Raw genomic sequence first — 18,712 nt, 5'->3', positions numbered from 1 at the left:
GGTTGGGGCTGGGAAAATAATAAAAGTTGTATCAGTAATACCACCTGTAACAGCCAGCCGACGAATCAGGGCGGCCTCGTGTGTAACACTGCCAGCTCAGCAAGAAGCTCATCCAGTGCGATCAGTTCATCTCGCTCCAGCAGTTCATCAAGCGTGATGAGTTCGTCCAGTATCCTCAGCTCATCAAGTTCAAGCCGTGTTTCCAGCTCGAGCAGTTCACGCGCGGCAGAAACATTTGTCTATGCCATCAACGCAGGAAATTCATCGGCGGCAACTTTAAATGGTGTCGTGTATCAGCCCGATCGCTTTGCTTCCGGCGGGACAACACAAACAGTCACGGATGGAATTGCGGGGGTAACGGAAGATGCACTTTATCAATCCGAACGTTACGGCACCTACACTTATGAAATTCCGGTAAGCAACGCAACCTATAATGTTGTGCTGCATTTCGCCGAGCTGTATCACAACGGTGCAGGTGCGCGCGCATTTAATGTCAGCGTTGAAGGGCAAGCTGTACTTTCCGATTTTGATTTATTCGGTTTGGTTGGCCGTAACACTGCTTATGATCAACGCGTTAATAATATCGCCGTGACCGATGGCAAGCTGACAATCAACCTGACAACAATTGTCGATAATGCCACCATCAGCGGATTTGCGATTTATTCAACCGATGGCGGAACCTTCACCGGTTCAACCGAACCCGAATGCACTACCGCAGATCGCCAGATACCCACTGCGATCGACTACAACAGAGCGGTAACGCGGCAAGAACAAAAGAATCCTCCATCGGGTGCTTTTGGTTATGCCATCGAACATGCAACGCAAACCTTATCGAATCACACGATTTATCGCCCGGACTTGAGTCGCGCGAACAATATTCCGATTGTGGTATGGGGTAACGGCGCCTGCTCGAATGTCGGTACCGAACAAGCCGATTTCCTGTTGCAAATTGCTTCAAACGGTTATCTGGTTATCGCCAATGGCGGACCTTTTGGTTCAGGCTCCAACGACCAACATGAAACAGAACTTGTTAAGGCAATTGATTGGGCGGTAAAAGAAAACAGCCGCAAGTGCAGCCAGTATTACGGCAAATTAAATGTCGATAAAATTGCGACTATGGGTTGGTCCTGTGGTGGTGGCATGGCGCACTTCGCCGCCGTAGACCCGCGCGTGGATACAGCAGTCGCATTGAACAGCGGCCTCGGTATTTACGGCGATAGATTCAGTTACTACCCGCGCTTCCACTCACCCATCGCCATTTTTAACGGCGACTCACGCGATGTTGCTTACAATCCAGGATTACAGGAATACAGCGAAGTGAACAATGTCCCTGTGTATCATGCCAATTATCCGCAAGGCCATGGCGATGCCTATTTTCAGGATAACGGTGGCGAATTCGGGATAGTGGCAGTCGGTTGGTTAAATTGGATGTTAAAAGATGACCTGACGGGTTCAGGTAAAGGCATGTTCATCGGGACTAACTGCCGCTTGTGTCGCTCGCCTTGGGTGAGCAAATACAAAGGGTTTTAATCCGGAACATCACACCCACTAACAACGCCCCGCAGCCAAGCTGCGGGGCGTTTTTGCAACTATATGCCCCGTGTTAAACCTGCCCGGTTCACAAACTCATACAACAAAAATAACCCTGCGCCAGACTTGTATTGCCCCCCGCTTATCGCATAAGGTCACCCCTTCCAAAATCCCGCATTACTGCCTGATTCGCCCCGGCTTATTAAGAGGCACATAACGCTTTCATAATAAAAAGGAAATTCTCACCATGAATGAAGACCCAAAGATCGAAAAATTCCAGGAGGAAGTTTTCCCGCAGGAGCTGGTAGAAGTGGCAAAACGGCGGGCTAATTGCGCTGAAAGCCAGAGTGCAGACTCCCTGAAAAATACCTTTACTACCGATAATGACCTGGTTGGACTTGCTTGCTCGGGCGGCGGTATTCGCTCTGCATCATTTTGTTTGGGCGTGATCCAACATCTCATCAGTCACAAGCTTTTTTCCAAAATCGATTATCTGTCCACGGTGTCCGGCGGTGGTTACATTGGCAGTTGTGTCAGTGCGCTGGCCAAAGATAATTCAGACAATCTACATCTGTTAACCGATAAAAATGGACGCAATGAACCCGATGCATTGAACCATATCCGCAATTACAGCGAATATTTGCGCGCGGGTGGATTTATGAATGGTCTTAGAACACCCGTTTTATTTGTGGAAGGGGTACTGCGCAGCGTATTGACCTTTTTTCCACTCGTTATTCTGGCGGTATTTGCCACCGAATTATTTTTGGAAATGATTGGCCACTTCAGTGCAGAAATTCAATTTTTCTTTCCGCTGCTGCTGGGAATATTACCGCTGATTGGCGGTTTTATACTTCGCCCTTTGTATAAAGATAAATTGAGCTGGTGCGGGCGCGACCGCGCCGATGGCCGCCTGGTAATCTACACCGTCGTCGCACTCACTGCGATTTTAACAATCCCGCTGCTGCATTTCCTGCGCAATATTGTTGGCTACAACGCCACCACTTTATTGATCGATATTAATCACTTTGTAAAAACCCAAGCCAATGGCATCGCCATCACCGGAGTTGTGCTACTACTGGCATTTGTGGTGGGCTATATAAAACTACGCGCGAAATTTATTCTTATCCTCAGCAGTTTGCTGGCGCCGGTATTGCTGGTATTGATCTATCTTTTCTTTTGCATTCAAGCAGTCAATTCGCCCTTCAGTTATCACCAGGGCGATAAATTGAGCGATAAGGTAGGCTTGACCCACGCAGGCAATGCGTCGAGAGTTCTCGACTACTATGAACAAAACATCGCCTACCAACCCTATGTGTTTGATGCAGCCGTTGCGGCGCAATTGCAAACGCTGTTATTGCCAATCCTCGACAGTAAATATATCGATACCCAAGGCTGCGCCGTGACGGCTTACGGCAATAGCACTATTCATTTCGAATGCCCACCCACCCACTGGGCCCATGTTTTTACCACCGAAATACAAGCGGAAATCGACGTGGTCATTGCCGATGAATTAAGCCTGGGCTTTATGCTGCGCCAAATGGGATGGGAGAAATTGGCCAATGCTTTACACCTGCCCGCCAACAAAACCATGCTGCGTGTTAATCAATTGCAATTGTCGCGCGGGCATGCCGAATGGTGGATTTATCTGATGGGGCTGGCCGTGTGGCTGTACAACTTTATCTGCATCAGCATTAACCGTTTTTCATTGCATCCATTCTATCGCGATAGATTGAGCCGTACTTTTTTAATTAGCCCAAAAGATCAAAAGCTTGTACACGTTGATCAATTAAAAATGAGCGAGTTGAACGGCACCAACAGTAGCGCGCCCTATCACATCATTAATACCACATTAAATTTACAGGGCAGCTCCAACCCACAATTGCGCTCTCGGCGGTCAATCCCTTTTATTTTGACCAAGCATTATTGCGGCAGCGATTTTACAGGTTACTGCCCCACTACTGCATTGGAGACAGCAGACAAACACTTTAACCTGGGCACCGCTGTGGCTATTTCAGCAGCGGCGGTTTCACCCAACATGGGTGTGGGCACTATAAATCCACTGCGCTTTTTACTAACCCTGTTAAACCTGCGTTTGAATTATTGGTTACCTAATCCAGGGAAATTCAACCAAAAAGGTAAAAAATATAATTTCCGTTTCCGCCCACCCGGATTGCCCTATTTGATACGGGAAGCGTTTGGATTTGCGAGCGAGCGCACCGCTTATATCAATTGTTCCGACGGTGGGCATTTAGAAAATTTAGGGGTTTACGAATTGCTCAAGCGGCAGTGCAAAACGATTATTTGTATTGATGCTGAAGCAGATCCCACATTAGCTTTCGCTGGCCTCATTACGTTGCAGCGTTACGCCGCAATTGATTTCGGGATCAATATTAAATTGGACGTGTCCGCCATACGTCCAGCAGATCGCATCTCCGCCAGCAATTTTGCTGAAGGTATTATTGAATACAGCAACGGCGAGATTGGGCGCTTGCTGTATTTGAAGCTGGCATTTACCGGGCGCGAGCCGGAATATTTACATTATTATCGCAGTGCGAATCCCTTGTACCCACATGAATCCACCAGCGATCAATATTTTGAAGAAACCCAATTTGAGGTTTATCGAGCGCTAGGGAGTTTTGTCGCCCATTCAGCGGCGGATAATATAAAAGAGTTGTTGCGCTAAATAATCAGCGCGTTATGTAGTTGATATCCATCACAGGAGATAACTGTGGATCATTGTGTTCAACCCGGCCTGCTGCCAATCGAAGAGGCACTCGCACGTATTTGTAATCAATTAAATCCCGTGCGGGAAACGGAAACGATTGGTTTGCACGCTGCATTGGATCGCGTGCTGGCTGCACCTATTGCGGCACCGATCAATGTCCCTGCTGGCGATAATTCTGCGATGGACGGCTATGCCCTGCGCGCGCAGGATTGCACTGCAGCACTGAATGTTATCGGCCAGTCGCTCGCTGGCCACCCATTTACCGGCGCGCTCGACAGTAATCAGGCGGTGCGCATTATGACCGGGGCGTTAGTGCCCGTCGGTGCCGATACAGTGGTGATGCAGGAGAATGTGCAGCGCGCTGGCGATCTCATCACACTCACACAAATGCCTGAGGCAGGCGAGAATATTCGGCGTGCAGGTGAGGACATTAAATCAGGTAGCGAAGTGTTAGCGGCAGGGCAGCGTTTATCTGCACTGGATATTGGCTTGCTCGCATCGCTCGGAATAGCGCAAGTGACGGTGGTGCGCCGCCTGCGTGTGGCAATTCTCACCACCGGCGATGAATTGTTGCCCGCGGGCGCGGCACCCGAGCAAGGGAAAATTTATGATAGCAATCGCCCCCTGCTCGGTGCGCTCTTAACACGCATGCCAATTGATCTAATCGATTTGGGAATAGTTGCTGACGATCTACCCGCTCTGCGCAACGCATTTACTACCGCCATGCAGTGGGCCGATGTGGTGATTTCTACCGGCGGTGTTTCGGTGGGCGATGCGGACTACACCAAAGACGTACTGGCAGAATTAGGTGAAATTGATTTTTGGAAAATTGCGATGAAACCGGGCAAGCCTTTTGCGTTTGGCCGTTTGGGGCAAGGTTGGTTTTTTGGTTTGCCGGGCAATCCGGTTTCTACTGCAGTGACTTATCACCAATTGGTCGTACCTGGCTTGCGCCATCTGGCCGGCGAGACAATCTCACCTCCGCAAATGCTCAGCGCTGTTGCCGGCCATGCATTAAAAAAACAACCGGGACGCACTGATTTCCAACGTGGAATCCTTACCAATAACAACGGCGTTACCACGGTGATTAGTGCCGGCTTGCAAAGTTCCGGCGTATTGAGCGCAATGGCCCAAGCCAATTGCTATATCCGCCTTGACGCGGAGCGTGGATCAGTAGCGGAAGGGGAGATTGTTAACGTCATCCCATTTGACAGGTTTATTCGCTAGGAAAACATCCCTGATTGTTTAAATCGTTCTACGGAGTTTTATTTTTAAATAAGCGCAGCAAGGTAAAAGCATTTACCAAAAGACCTGGGTAGCGCACCGATAATTGCCGCACGGCAAGTTCAGTTAATAATTTCAAACCCGTGCGGCCAGAAAGAAAACGCATAGTGGCGCTGCGCGGAAACTGCTGTTCAGCAGCGGCAGATTCACACAACTGCTCAATAATTTGTTGCCTTTGGATACGTAATTGTTGCTGCAATAAACAGCGTCTTGCGCTTAGGCTGGGCTCAACAGGTAAACTCATAACTGGCTCCGTATTAGCGCCAAATCGGCGGCAACTTCCTCGCGTGTAGCAGCAAAAGTCGCTGAACCACGTGCAGCAAGGCAAGTAAAACGATAAGCGCATACACCGAATCCCACAGTGTAGAGTGCAAGCATCACCGCGATTGTATGAATGCGATAATCAGAAGCCCAGGTGAGGGCTACAGCAAAAATCCCGACAAATAACAGCGCACAAAATAAAAAGATAAACCCCAGCAGGGAAATAGCGAGCAACTGCTGTAACCGCTGCCGCTCTTCCGCCCACTCGACACTCATAAGCTGCCCATGTAGCTCCAGCCTGGTCATCACGATTTTAGCCATTGAGCGCAGGCGCTTAATTATTTCCATGGATGTTCTACTCCAATGTGTAATCACTCAAACGCGGTGACTATGGGATATTGCACATCCTTGATATCAAAAAAAATGCATTCAAAAGAATGCATCCTTGTTAATCACTGCCGGTGGAGTATTTATGAGCGACGCGCCAACAAATAACCCAGTAACAAACCTACAGCAGCACTTGCACCTATGGCATTCCACGGCTGTTCATGTACATAGGTATTAGTAGTTTCCGCAGTTTTACGTGCGCGATTAACAATTGTTTCGCCCATATCTTCTACAGTGGTTTTAGCTGATGCAATGCGTTGGTTCAATTTAGCCTTAGCGCGATTTAATTCATCGCCAGTGAGATTGGTAGTCGCTTTAATGAGATCCTCTATGTCAGCCACAAAGCTGTGAAACTCACGTGCAACACCTGAACTCGCGTCACCTACACTGGTGTCTTTGCTATTGGCATTAGAAGCGGGATTGTTTTGAGTAACTTGCATAATTAATTCCTAATAATAAGTTGTTTAAATACGTATTTGTTTCGTCCATCACAATCAGGTAATTTTTAATGCTTACCTCAACCGGGAGCAGAACCCTGATATTAATCCGCAAGGCTACCTGCGTCTGTTCGCCAGCGCACTCATCCGCTGCAATTCACCTAACTCGCTCGCCTAACCCATCCAACTAACCCATCCAACTAACCCATCCAACTAACACATCCACTTACTAATAGCAGGGTGCGCCAGCGCACCGAAAAATAGAAGTCCCGCTGCTACTGTGTATCCATCAACCCATTCGCCTGCGCCGCCCATTGTCACCCTGCCTGCAGCCCAGAGAACCGTCACTGAAGGATCAGGTTATTTGCCTACTTATTAGCATGTACTCGAGTAGCTGCAAAAACCTTTATATTTTTTAACCCCACGGGGTTTTGGAGCAACTCTATGAATAATTCCATGCGTAAATTACTTACACCGGCAATCGCCGCATCATTGATTGTAATGAGCAGCGCGTGCTTTGCAGTTACCGCCTCGCAAGAAGTGATTAACGCGCGACAGGAGACGCAAATCTGGACAACTTATGCACTCAGTCCTTATCTGCGCGCAAACGATATCAAAGTATCAGTTGATGCAGGCAAGGCAACTTTAACAGGCACCGTAGAAGAAGATGTGAATAAGGATTTGGCTACCGCCATCGCAAAAGGCGTAACCGGCATTAAAGATGTTGATAACAAAATTGAAGTGCTGGCCGACTACAAACCTGCCGCAACCGGACGCGGTTATGGTGATCACATTGATGACCTTACTATCACCAGCACCGTGAAATCAAAATTGTTGTGGAGCAAATATACCGATAGCCAATCTATTGAAGTAGAAACTGATGCTGGCAAGGTGACGCTCGTTGGCACTGCCGACACAGAAGAAGCCAAAGCGCTCGCGGGCCGTTTAGCAACGGGTACACACGGCGTTAAGTCGGTAGACAATAAACTTGTCGTTAATAAAACCCCCGGTGTAACCGGAATGGCCAAAGCATCCACTAAAGAAATGAGCAAAACCATTTCCGATAGTTGGATTACCACCAAACTGAAATCCACTTATATGTACTCGCGCAATGTGAATGGCTCTGACATTAACGTTAGCACTAACGCCGGTGTCGTCACCTTGAGCGGCAAACTCGATAGCGGTGTTGAACGCGCACTCGCCATTGAGCTTGCACAAAATATTCGCGGTGTAAAAAGCGTTCAATCAAAAGAATTGATTAATTAATCGCAACAAAACCGCCCATCCATTAAAGGTAACTACCATGAATCCATTAACACACACTGCTATTGCCAGAGGTCCGCGGATGTCAATCCTGCACCTTTTGGCGTTAGGCACAAGCTTGTTACTGCTCGCCGCTTGCGCTTCAAAACCACTGCCACCAACGCAAGAAATCAGCGCTGCCGAACAATCCCTGACCGATGCAGAACAGGCGCGTGTTGCCCAATATGCATTGCCGGAAATGCAGGAAGCGCGCGAACAACTGAGCGCTTCACGCGCGGCAGTATTGAAGGAAGATATGGTACTGGCAAAACGTTTGGCCCAGCAGGCGAGCATGAATATCAAACTCGCGGCCGCTAAAGCAGAACTTGCCAAAGCCGAAGAAGTGAATACGGATATGACTAAAAACATTGATGTTCTTAAAGAAGAAATGCAGCGTAAAACAGGGGATGCACAATGAAATCACTAAAACTGAACTCCACCAAAAACTCGCTGCGTTTGCGCACGCCGATATTGATTGCTTTCACCAGCCTGTTAATTCTTGGTGGTTGCGCCAGCGCGCCTAAAACACCCGAAGGTGCCGTTGTTGCGCGTGAAAAACTCACCCAGCTACAAAATAACCCAGCGCTTGCTAGCAAGGTGTCGGTCGCCATTCGCAATGCGGACACGGCCGTAAAAGAAGCGGAAATCCCGCGTAAAGATAAAGCGCTCTCTGACCACTTGGTGTTTATTGCTGCGCGCGAAGTAGATGTCGCCTGGGCGCAAGCCAAAACGCGACAATTGGAAGACCAGCGCGCCGGCTTGACTGAACAGCGCAATACCGAGCGATTGGATTCGCGCACCCGTGAAGCCGATCGCGCGCAAGATGCCGCTGAACAGGCGCGCCTGGATGCCGATATGGCGCGCGAAGACAGCGATGCATTGCGTCGCCAAATTGCCGAGCTGAATGCAAAAGAAACCGAACGCGGTTTAGTGGTGACACTGGGCGATATGCTGTTTGAAACCGGCAACTCACAATTAAAAGGTAACGCGGCAGAAAACCTGGCGAAACTATCCAGCTTTCTTAAAGCCTATCCTGAGCGCACGCTGATGATTGAAGGCCACACCGACAACGTGGGCAGTGAAGAGAGTAATTTATCGCTCTCGCAACGCCGCGCCGAATCGGTTCGCACTTACCTCCTTGAGCAAGGCATTAGTACCAGTCGCTTGGGCGCTTATGGCAAGGGAGAAAATTCTCCCGTGGCAAGCAACGATTCAGTTTCCGGGCGCGCATTGAATCGCCGCGTGGAAGTGATCATCGCGAATGCAACAGCTGCACAATAAAACACTCGCCTGATCGATGCACTAACATCGGTCAGGTGAGACTATTCATTATTAAAAATTGAGGAAAAGTGTATGAGCGTAGGAACGATTTTATTAATTGTGTTGATTTTAATGTTGATCGGCGCAATTCCCAGTTGGCCGCACAGCCGCAGTTGGGGCTATGGCCCGAGTGGTGGTTTAGGTTTGGTGGTAGTGATCATACTGGTATTGGTATTAATGGGTCGGCTGTAATATTTTTTGGAGGCAAACGCACCATGTTTCGGCAAAGCTTTTTCAATCGCTATCCGCGTTTGGTTCTTAGCCTTATTACAATAATGACATTAGGTATTATCAGCTTGGGGATTCTGGCGCTTAGCGCTGGATACCTCGGCTAATCACCGGCATTCGATTATTGTCATTCTGTCTTGTATTTATTTTACTGAATTTTCCCCGCATTTATTTTTATCTGCTTATCCCTATTTTAAGTTATTCCATTCTTGTTATACGTTGATTTGCTATGCGTACGACAGCACACAGACACCTGTAGCCAAGGCTCGTAGGCTTGAGTTGACCACAAAAAAACTCTGCCGTCTTGCACGGCGCTGCCCAGGAATAATTATCATGCGCCAATATCATCATCAAATTTCCGGATTTTTTTCGCATCGCGACCAAGCTGAAACTGCTTATGCTGATCTCCTTAAACAAGGAATTACCGCGGCTCAGTTGACGCTCAGGGATACCGACGCTACGCCACCGGCAACTGCATCCTTAGCTGGCAACCAAAGTAGTAATGACGTACTTAAAGCAGTGCTGGTTAGCACTGCAATAGGTGTTGCAATAGGATCAATCGCGGGTGTAGTAGTGGAATTAGCACTCATGGCAGCCAACATTAATTTGTTTGTGGCAAGCCCGTTAATTGCACCATTGATATTAATTGGCTGGGGGGCAAGTATTGGTGGATTTATCGGTGCCGCTATGGGGGCAATGAAAAAAAATCGGCCACTCACGCAACTGGTGCAAGAGGCAATTCTTACCGGACAAATTGTATTGGTTGTGGATACCCATAACAGGCAACAAACAGCAACGGCGAAAACAGTAATGGATACAGCAGTAGGTGGTTACAAAAATGTGCGCGTGGACTAAGCCCCGCGCACATTCAGTGACGACTTTTATCAGGCTACAATGGCACCCATATCCGGACGCTCACTAAAACGGTGAGCAGCCACTGCATCAATAAATGACCTAACAAAATCCTCGGTTGGTGTATTGGGACCAGCGGTAATAACACCTGGCCCTTTGAATACATCCGACATGACTGACGAGCGCGCTGCGCGAGTAATTAACATACCGCCCTCATTACTCGCAGCGACTGCCTTGCCATGTTTATAAGCCTCTTTGACAAACAGCACTGCGTTGGCATCCTTACAGAGCGCTTCAACACTACGATGTCCACCGGGAATGTAGACTGCATCAAACATCACCGAACCCACAGTAGCGAGACTCTTATCAATCTGCAGCGCACGCCCCTGGCTGCATTTCACTTCACCAAGGCGCGAACCAATCATTTTTACACTTGCGCCACAGGCCACCAATTCCTCCTGTAAAGCCATGAGACGCGCACCTTCAAATCCATTGCCAACCAATACTGCAACACACCGACCGACGATAACATTCTTGCGCGTGTGGGCCATACTCAATGACGGCTCTATAAATTCAATGTTCGCAACCGGTGAGGATGCAGAGACCGGCAGCGTGATTCCCAATCCCTCAGCAACACGTGCAGCCAATGTGTTATCTATCTGCATCAGGTTCGCCACCATGCGTTCGCGTATTTCTGCCACGCTCACCTTGGCCAATTCAAAGCAGAATGCCGCAACCACATGGTTTTGCTCCCACGCTGACTGGCTGCGCCAAAACAGCGCTGCTTGCGTAAAGTGGTCACTGAACAATTGAATGGTTGCCAATCTCTTTTCACTTGATAGCGTTTCGGGAAAGCTAACAGGATCACCTGCTACCCAATATTTTTGCAGTGAGTTTTCGACTGAATAAAGTTCACAACTTGCGTTATCGGTATTTCTGAATGCGCGCAACTGGATGTCGCGCTTGAGCTTATCAATCATCGTACGCGAACGATTAAGCGGTAATTCAGTAAAATTGGCACTGCAAAGACGCGACATTTGTATATCGGAATCAGTAAATACTTTTGCGGAATGTTCGTTATTGAATTCAATTCCAGGTACCAGATTCTCTGAATGAAAAGCCACCTGCTCTATTTCATCAAAATAATTTTCCGGATTCTGGTTCAGTGTGAGCTTGCCGACAATACGCACAGGCACCAGGGATTCAGGAATCAGTTTGGTCGCATCCTGCAAATCAAAATCAAATTTATAGCGGTCTTCTTCCAGCACTATCTGCAGCCCTAACTCCCACTCGGGAAAGTGCCTTTGATCGATCAGTTCCCATAGATGGCGCAGATGAAAATCAGCATCCTTGGCCGCCAGTTTTACCGCCTCGTCCCACACCAATGAATGCACTCCCAGCACTGGCTTCCAATGAAATTTCACCCAATAAGATTTGCCGCGCGCGTTAACAAAGCGAAACGTATGCACACCAAAACCTTCCATCATGGCGAAGCTTCGTGGCAGCGCGCGATCCGACATAGTCCACATAACTTTATGCATCGATTCCGGGTTTAGCGAAATAACATCCCAAAATCGGTTGTGCGCTGATGAGACATGGGGCGCCGGGTTATCTGCTTCCGGTTTTGCCGCGTGAATCAGGTCAGCGAAGGTTGCACCATACTGGCTATACATCACCGGCAGGTTACTGCCGACCAAATCAAAATTGCCCTCACCGGTAAAGAAGCGCACCGCAAAACCACGCGGGGTGCGCGTGCAATCGCCCGAACCACGCACACTGGCAAGGGTAGAAAAACGCACAAACACCGGGGTAACAGTAGCAGGGTCCTGTAAAAACACTGCTTTGGTATATTCACATTGGGACTCATACAACTGAAATATTCCATGTGCCGCCGCAGCACGGGTATTGACTCTGCGCTCGGGCTCAAAACGCATTATTTTTTCGCTCAATGCGTGCCCCTCAACCATCTTTATTGCCTGGGTATCACCCTTGAAATTTGCCATTCAACTATCCTCGTAGAAACTTTTAATACCACGCTCTTCATACCAAACAGTTAAAATCAAATAAGGCAAAAAACATTCCTAGTGTAAAAATATCCAGATTCAAATAATGCCTGCTATTCATATTGCAAACTGATGTGCCAAATTGACGCGCGTACCCGACTAAATCAGCATTTTTTAACTAAAAAAATTTAAAAAACCGTGATTGTCATCGCGAAAAAAATTAACGAATAATTAATAAGATTCGCTAGTGAAAACCGTTGCGATAGTAACAGCAACATATGAAGAAAATAAGAATCTCATCTGCAAATGTGATTGCACTCACACCACTACAAATCAAATTAAATAGAGCTGCAGAACCCATTAAATAATGGCGCTTAAGAAAGACCATTTGCGGCGCGCAATGTGCAAAGAGATAATAAAAAGAAATGAAATATGTGCGGTATTATTCAAACCAACTATTTGTTTTAAACAAAAAACCCCGCATTCAGCTTTGATTCAGAAAAGAAATAGATCTTCAATGCTGTCACTCAAAAATGCATTTGGCTTAGTTTTGCTCTTTAATCCCCAGCGCATCTTCCACTGACTCAACACCCGTCACATCGCTTGCAATTTTTACGGCCAAATCATGCTGTGCTTGATTATCAACAATGCCGCGTAAAATCACCTCGCCATTGCTAACCTTTACTGCAATATCAACATCAGCCAGGGATTCTTGCTCGGCCAGCGCCACTTTTACGGAGTGCGCCAATTCCATATCGATCACCTCTGCCGTTACACTGGCCAACGTATCTTCTGAGCTGACAATACCTTCAGATTTATCGCAACCACAAAACCCCATTATCAGTATGGCAATTACGGCTATATTCAAACCCTGTGATCGCTGCCGATTGATCATTTAATGCCATCTCCATTTGTCGTTGACGGATTGTTGCAGAGGCGAGCATTAGACTATCTGCCTCATCGGCTTTCCGTGCGATACCGAACCCAAGGCACATATCTTGATGCCACATGATGCTATTGCTATATATCTTTCCTGCGCAATTGGATGTAGCCTAGTCTTCCAGCTCCCCTTTTCCCAACCCGCGAGAACTATCATGAGCAAAGCACAAGACAGCAAGAAGGAAACCAAGAAACCCGCCGCCAAAACAGCAAAGGAAAAACAGGAGGCCAAAAAGGCCAAGAAAGCAGAGAATGCACGTAAAGAGTTTTAATCGCGCCGTTTAGGTATGCCCAGAATTTAGGTGTGCGCTATCGAAATTGTTGAATGATATTTTTGCAAGATAATTTCTGTGTTCGAATAGAGAAAGCAGACTAATGTTATTAGCCTGCTTTCCATTAGAGCTTATGGCTGCAAATACTCACGTTCGGATTCGCTGCAAAAAAAGTAACCTGCAGTGTGAGGGCAATCAGTGGCTAGCCCGTATATTACAAAAGCAAAAAAAAGCACGCATACAGCCGCCAATACTATTTTTACTCCTTTTGTCAGATGCATTATCAGCTCCGGATTTTCTAATTGATGACAAATTCACTTACGTTTGATTTAGGGAAATCATCTAACCAGTCTGCCAACTCATCTGCATGCGACTCTTCCATTGCTAAAATTTCCTCGAGCATACGACTGGTGGTAGGATCATCATTGCCAAGGTATTGAATAAGATCGCGATAACTGTCAATCGCAACACGCTCGGCGATCAAATTTTCCCTGATCATTTCAACCAGAGAATTGGCAGAGGCAAACTTGACATGACTGCGTGTATTGAGTCCGTCGGGTGAAAAATTGGGCTCACCCCCCAATTGCACGATGCGCGCAGCGATCATATCGGCGTGCACCAATTCTTCGCTGGCGTGCACTAAAAATTCCTGTGCAATACCTTTGGCGTGAATACCGCGCGCCATAAAGTGATGCGAGCGATAACGCAGCACACAAATCAACTCAGTCGCCAAGGCTTCATTGAGATAATAAAGAACCTCATCAACATTAGCGGAATAACCCGCGGTAACCGCACCCTGCTCTAAATTCTCCAGCGCTTGATCGCGCAAGCTTTCTACAATGTTTTCATTGGGTTTAATTTTCATGATCATATTTCCTGAAGATGTACACCCAGCTTGCCCTGCGTAAAATATTGAGTCGGTGCGCAACCGCACAAACAGGGTCTCAATAGCGACAAACACAGGCTTTGTGGTGTACCGAACAGAGGCAAGTGAATTGATTCGACAAACTAGGGAAGCGAGATTGCACGGCACCTGTCTCGCGCCTTTGTTGGCGCCGCAGTGCTATAGAAGAATTAAATGCACCAGCCTTCGGACTCGCAAAAACCACAGCCATTGGAACCAGCAACCAACCGTTTATTACAAGGATTGCCGCCAAAATTGCGCGATCATTTGCTGAATTCTTGTGAACTGGTTAATCTAAAATTTGGCACGATTTTGTGCGAAGCAGAACGTCCGTTTAAATACGCTTATTTTCCTGTCACTGCATTTATTTCATTAGTCACTATTGTAGAAGGCCACCAACCATTAGAGATGGGTCTGATTGGCAACGAGGGCATGCTGGGCTCAACTTTGTCACTAGGCATTCCCACCGCACCCATGCGTGCACTGGTGCAAGGCTCTGGCAAGGCATTACGCATCAGCGCAACACAACTGCGCAGCGAATTGCATGCAGCACCCGCATTCGTGAATCAATTAAACCGTTATGTGTATGTGTTACTGGAACAGCTGGCAAAAACCGCTGCGTGCATTCACTTCCATGAAACTGAACCACGGCTTGCACGCTGGTTATTGATGACGCACGACCGCACGCATGCAGACCAGTTACATTTAACCCAGGAATTTCTTGCAGATATGCTCGGTGTACGCCGCAGCAGCGTTACTGTGGCAGCGGGGTTATTGCAGGCAAAAAATATCATTCACTACAGCCGCGGCGAAATTATGATTCTCGACCGCAAAGGATTGGAAGCCTCCGCCTGCGAATGTTATCAAATGGTTATTCGGGATTACGAACAAGTATTTGCGCCGCATGAGATAAAAAAATAGTTTCCCCAACCATGCTTAATTTAAGAGGCCTTGATTGTCGTCAAAGGTTGAAATTTACCGCTTTCTTCACTAAAAAATTGGTAATTATTTCTGCCAATTTTTTTTGCCTGATACATAGCTTCATCGGCATGCTGAAATGCTTCTTCCACATCGCTGCAATCATCCGGATAAACACTGACACCAATGCTCAGGGTGATTTGCAGTTCACACTGGTGAATAATATGGGGTAATGCAAAGGCCGCAATTAATTTTTCTGCTACTTGTGCGGCATCACTACGCTGCTCGATCTCCGTGAGCAATACCACAAATTCATCGCCACCCTGGCGACATACCGTATCTGTTGCGCGTACAACATCCTGTAATCTGTTGGCTACCGATTGCAACAATTTATCGCCCACTGCATGACCGAGCGAATCATTGATATGTTTAAAATTATCCAAATCAATAAACAGGAGGGCGACCTGTTTTTTCTTGCGCTGTGCGAGCCCGAGCGCGCGCGTGAGCCGTTCGGTGATAAGTGCGCGATTCGCGAGGCCAGTGAGAAAATCGTGCTGCGCCATGTGCAGCATTTTTTTCGCCATTGCACGCGTTTCACTGACATCGTGAAAAACAATTACCGCACCGGCAACTTCATTGTTGCGATTATGGATAGGTGCAATTGAATCTTCTATTGGCGATTCAGTACCATCACGTCGTACCAGCAATAAGTTGGCCGGGAGTTTCACCGTCGCGTTGGTGGTAACTGCGGCATTCTCAGGGTTTACGAAAGGCCTACGTGTATCCGCATCGATTAGCGTAAACACTTTTTCCAATGGTAAGCCCAAAGCATCTTTCAACGGCCAGCCCGTCATCGTCTCTGCGACACGATTTAAATAACTGACTTTCCCTGCCAGATTGGTCGTCAGCACACCATCACCAATGGAATTTAGCGTAACCTGCGCCCGCTCCTGCTGCTCAAAAACGGTTTCCTCTGTTACACGCAATATTTTCTCTATTGTTTTCCGCTCACTAATATCTTCAACAATTTGCACATAACCCAATGATTTTTCTTTGCTGCCATCAGCGTGAATCATCGCAGCATTCAAGCGGGTCCATAGCACGGATTTATCCTTGCGCAAAAACCGCACTTCTGCAACAAACGGAGCATGGCTGCGCACCGCATCACCCCACTCCGAAATAGCTTTCATCCGATCTTCTGGATGGATCGCACTAGTCCAATTGGTACCAAGCGTCTCTGCTAATGTTTGCCCGGAAATATTGTGGTAAGCCGCGTTGGTATAAATACAATTACCCTGCGCATCAGACACAAAAATACCGAGCGGCGAAGCGTCGCTCATCGCGCGAAAACGTTCATCGCTATCGCGCAATGCAGAGCGTGATACTTTGCGTTCCAAAATATAATTTAGCGCGCGCGGTAGCCAATGCGCGTCGATATGACCTTTGGCAAAATAGTCGTGCGCGCCCCGCTTCATAGCAGCACGCATTAATTCTTCATCCGTTGCTGCACTCAATACTAAAATTAATGCATCGGGGGCTGCCCCCATCACCTTATCAAACGCTTCCAAACCTTTTCCGTCGGGCAATGCCAGATCCAACAAGATGACTTCAACCGGGGTTTTAGCGAGATGCTTCAATGCCTCTGCAAGCGAAGTTACCCATTCGACAATGAATGTGGCACTGTCGTTACGCAATGCGTCCTTTATCAACTTGGCATCAGCGGGATTGCTTTCAATTAGCAATAAATGGGTCGCGGGGATCATCATGAAAAAACATCACCCAATATAGGAAAGATGCATGAGATTAATGCGATAGATAAATTACGTCAGTGCGGTGACGTACAGAGGACCACTTCCACTCTCCCCCCCACCCCGTCATCCACCAGGGGAATTCCAGCACCTTCCAACTCAACCCCATCCACCCGTATTTTGCTTTCACCCCCATCACGCTGAATGACTTCAATACGATAAACCGTATTACCAAACCGATAATCCACGCTGTAACCCGGCCAGTCTTTTGGCAAACAGGGTTTGATGTGCAGCTCGCCACCTTGGCGAGTGATACCGAGTAGCGATTCCACCATCAGGCGATACAACCAACCCGCCGAACCCGTGTACCAACTCCAGCCGCCGCGCCCGGTATGGGGGGCGATGGCGTATACGTCGGCAGCGACCACATAGGGTTCGGCTTTGTAGAGGGCGACCGCAGCGGCGCTGTTGCCATGGTTGACCGGGTTGATGATGCTGAAGAGTTCCCATGCGCGTTGGCTATCGCCCAATTCGGCGAAGGCCATGGTCGCCCAGATGGCGGCGTGGGTGTACTGGCCGCCGTTTTCGCGCACGCCTGGGACATAGCCTTTGATGTAGCCGGGGTTCATGGCGGACTTATCGAACGGCGGGTCGAGCAGTTGGATAATGCCCTGGTCGCGGCGCACCAAATGCTTGTCGAGCGAGGCCATGGCCTGACGCGCGCGCATGGGATCGCCTGCGCCTGACAGTACCGACCAGCTCTGGGCAATGGAATCGATCCGGCACTCATCGTTAACCGCTGAACCCAGGGCGACACCGTCGTCAAACCAGGCGCGGCGAAACCAGGCGCCGTCCCAAGCGTATTGATCGATATTGTGTTGCAACAGTTTTGCCTCGTGCATACAGCGATCAGCAAAGACCAGATCGTGGCGTTGATGCGCGATTTTGGCGAAGGCAAGCAGCACTTTGTAGAGCATAAAACCGAGCCAGACGCTCTCGCCTTTGCCGTGAATACCGACCAGATTCATACCGTCATTCCAATCGCCCGAGCCCATCAGCGGCATGCCACGCTCGCCAAAACGCAGACCGTGTTCGATGGCGCGCTGGCAATGTTGATAGAGACTGCCGGTGTCGGTGCTCTGCCCCGGCAAATCGTAATAGGATTCCTCATCGTCATTGAGCAAACGCCCGGTGAGGTAATGCAATTGTTCGTCGAGTACACCGGTATCGCCAGTGTTTTGCACGTAGTGGCAAGTCACCAGCGGCAGCCAGAGATAGTCGTCCGAACAGCGGGTGCGCACGCCGCGGCCTTGTGGAGGATGCCACCAATGTTGTACATCGCCTTCGTGATATTGGCGTTGGGCAGCGCGTAGTAGTTGCGCGCGCATCATGCCCGGTTGGGTGTGGGCGAGAGCCATGGTGTCTTGCAATTGATCGCGATAACCGTAAGCGCCACCGGATTGGTAATAACCGCTGCGCGCCCAGAGGCGACAGGCCAGTGTTTGGTAGAGCAGCCAACCGTTGGCAAGTACATTGAAGGCGGGATCAGGGGTTTTGACTTGCACGGCGCCGAGGGTGCGCGTCGAGTATTCATGCACCTTG

General features: G+C 48.4%; 17 protein-coding genes. 9 read left to right on the top strand and 8 right to left on the bottom strand.

Annotated features, from left to right (window positions below; translation table 11 throughout):
* From ACWA6V_RS03755 to moeA, 3 genes are all read left to right on the top strand, one after another.
* Positions 1-1,530, top strand: a 1,530-nt coding sequence (locus ACWA6V_RS03755; RefSeq protein ID WP_449521243.1) for a malectin domain-containing carbohydrate-binding protein, incomplete at its 5' end; no start/stop codon positions are given.
* Between the two features lie 247 nt (positions 1,531-1,777).
* Complete coding sequence (locus ACWA6V_RS03750; RefSeq protein WP_449521242.1) at positions 1,778-4,213, top strand: patatin-like phospholipase family protein; 2,436 nt, start codon at positions 1,778-1,780, stop codon at positions 4,211-4,213.
* Positions 4,214-4,258: 45 nt separating this feature from the next.
* Entirely contained in the window at positions 4,259-5,482 is a 1,224-nt protein-coding gene (moeA, locus tag ACWA6V_RS03745) for a molybdopterin molybdotransferase MoeA (protein ID WP_449521241.1), read from the top strand.
* Between the two features lie 28 nt (positions 5,483-5,510).
* Here the strand turns inward: moeA and ACWA6V_RS03740 are convergent, their stop codons facing one another.
* The 3 genes from ACWA6V_RS03740 to ACWA6V_RS03730 all read right to left on the bottom strand — a co-directional run bounded on the left by ACWA6V_RS03740 (position 5,511) and on the right by ACWA6V_RS03730 (position 6,627).
* On the bottom strand, positions 5,511-5,783 hold the full coding sequence (locus tag ACWA6V_RS03740) for a hypothetical protein (protein WP_449521240.1): 273 nt from the start codon (positions 5,781-5,783) through the stop codon (positions 5,511-5,513).
* Complete coding sequence (locus ACWA6V_RS03735) at positions 5,780-6,148, bottom strand: phage holin family protein (protein WP_449521239.1); 369 nt, start codon at positions 6,146-6,148, stop codon at positions 5,780-5,782. The genes ACWA6V_RS03740 and ACWA6V_RS03735 overlap by 4 nt, the downstream gene beginning before the upstream one ends.
* Positions 6,149-6,270: 122 nt before the next feature.
* Positions 6,271-6,627 carry a DUF883 family protein gene (locus ACWA6V_RS03730; protein ID WP_310076247.1) on the bottom strand — a complete coding sequence of 119 codons (357 nt, stop codon included), beginning with the start codon at positions 6,625-6,627 and terminating at the stop codon, positions 6,271-6,273.
* Positions 6,628-7,068: 441 nt separating this feature from the next.
* Here ACWA6V_RS03730 and ACWA6V_RS03725 point away from each other — a divergent pair, with 441 nt between their 5' ends.
* From ACWA6V_RS03725 to ACWA6V_RS03705, 5 genes are all read left to right on the top strand, one after another.
* Positions 7,069-7,890 (top strand): BON domain-containing protein, encoded by an 822-nt coding sequence (locus tag ACWA6V_RS03725; RefSeq protein ID WP_449521238.1) that lies wholly within the window; start codon positions 7,069-7,071, stop codon positions 7,888-7,890.
* Positions 7,891-7,969: 79 nt separating this feature from the next.
* Positions 7,970-8,344, top strand: a complete 375-nt coding sequence (locus ACWA6V_RS03720) for a DUF4398 domain-containing protein (protein ID WP_449521237.1) — start codon at positions 7,970-7,972, stop codon at positions 8,342-8,344.
* Positions 8,341-9,207, top strand: coding sequence for an OmpA family protein (locus ACWA6V_RS03715; RefSeq protein ID WP_449521236.1), 867 nt, complete (start codon positions 8,341-8,343; stop codon positions 9,205-9,207). The genes ACWA6V_RS03720 and ACWA6V_RS03715 overlap by 4 nt, the downstream gene beginning before the upstream one ends.
* Positions 9,208-9,279: 72 nt before the next feature.
* Positions 9,280-9,438 (top strand): DUF3309 family protein, encoded by a 159-nt coding sequence (locus ACWA6V_RS03710; protein WP_310076255.1) that lies wholly within the window; start codon positions 9,280-9,282, stop codon positions 9,436-9,438.
* Positions 9,439-9,807: 369 nt separating this feature from the next.
* Positions 9,808-10,329, top strand: coding sequence for a hypothetical protein (locus tag ACWA6V_RS03705; protein ID WP_449521235.1), 522 nt, complete (start codon positions 9,808-9,810; stop codon positions 10,327-10,329).
* A gap of 29 nt (positions 10,330-10,358) precedes the next feature.
* Here ACWA6V_RS03705 and ACWA6V_RS03700 read toward each other — a convergent pair whose 3' ends face one another.
* The 3 genes from ACWA6V_RS03700 to ACWA6V_RS03690 form a co-directional block, all read right to left on the bottom strand.
* On the bottom strand, positions 10,359-12,329 hold the full coding sequence (locus ACWA6V_RS03700; RefSeq protein ID WP_449521234.1) for a catalase: 1,971 nt from the start codon (positions 12,327-12,329) through the stop codon (positions 10,359-10,361).
* Between the two features lie 544 nt (positions 12,330-12,873).
* Positions 12,874-13,197, bottom strand: a complete 324-nt coding sequence (locus ACWA6V_RS03695; RefSeq protein ID WP_449521233.1) for a BON domain-containing protein — start codon at positions 13,195-13,197, stop codon at positions 12,874-12,876.
* Between the two features lie 641 nt (positions 13,198-13,838).
* Complete coding sequence (locus tag ACWA6V_RS03690) at positions 13,839-14,405, bottom strand: ferritin-like domain-containing protein (RefSeq protein ID WP_449521232.1); 567 nt, start codon at positions 14,403-14,405, stop codon at positions 13,839-13,841.
* 213 nt (positions 14,406-14,618) lie between these two features.
* On the opposite strand from ACWA6V_RS03690, the gene ACWA6V_RS03685 reads away from it, so the two are divergent.
* Positions 14,619-15,365 carry a Crp/Fnr family transcriptional regulator gene (locus ACWA6V_RS03685; protein ID WP_449521231.1) on the top strand — a complete coding sequence of 249 codons (747 nt, stop codon included), beginning with the start codon at positions 14,619-14,621 and terminating at the stop codon, positions 15,363-15,365.
* A gap of 20 nt (positions 15,366-15,385) precedes the next feature.
* Here ACWA6V_RS03685 and ACWA6V_RS03680 read toward each other — a convergent pair whose 3' ends face one another.
* Complete coding sequence (locus tag ACWA6V_RS03680) at positions 15,386-17,128, bottom strand: diguanylate cyclase domain-containing protein (RefSeq protein ID WP_449521230.1); 1,743 nt, start codon at positions 17,126-17,128, stop codon at positions 15,386-15,388.
* A 59-nt stretch (positions 17,129-17,187) separates the two neighbouring features.
* On the bottom strand, positions 17,188-18,712 hold a 1,525-nt coding region (locus ACWA6V_RS03675; protein ID WP_449521229.1), incomplete at its 5' end, for a GH36-type glycosyl hydrolase domain-containing protein.

The sequence above is a fragment of the Cellvibrio sp. genome, assembly GCF_053579595.1.
This window is presented reverse-complemented; position numbering and strand designations above follow the sequence as displayed.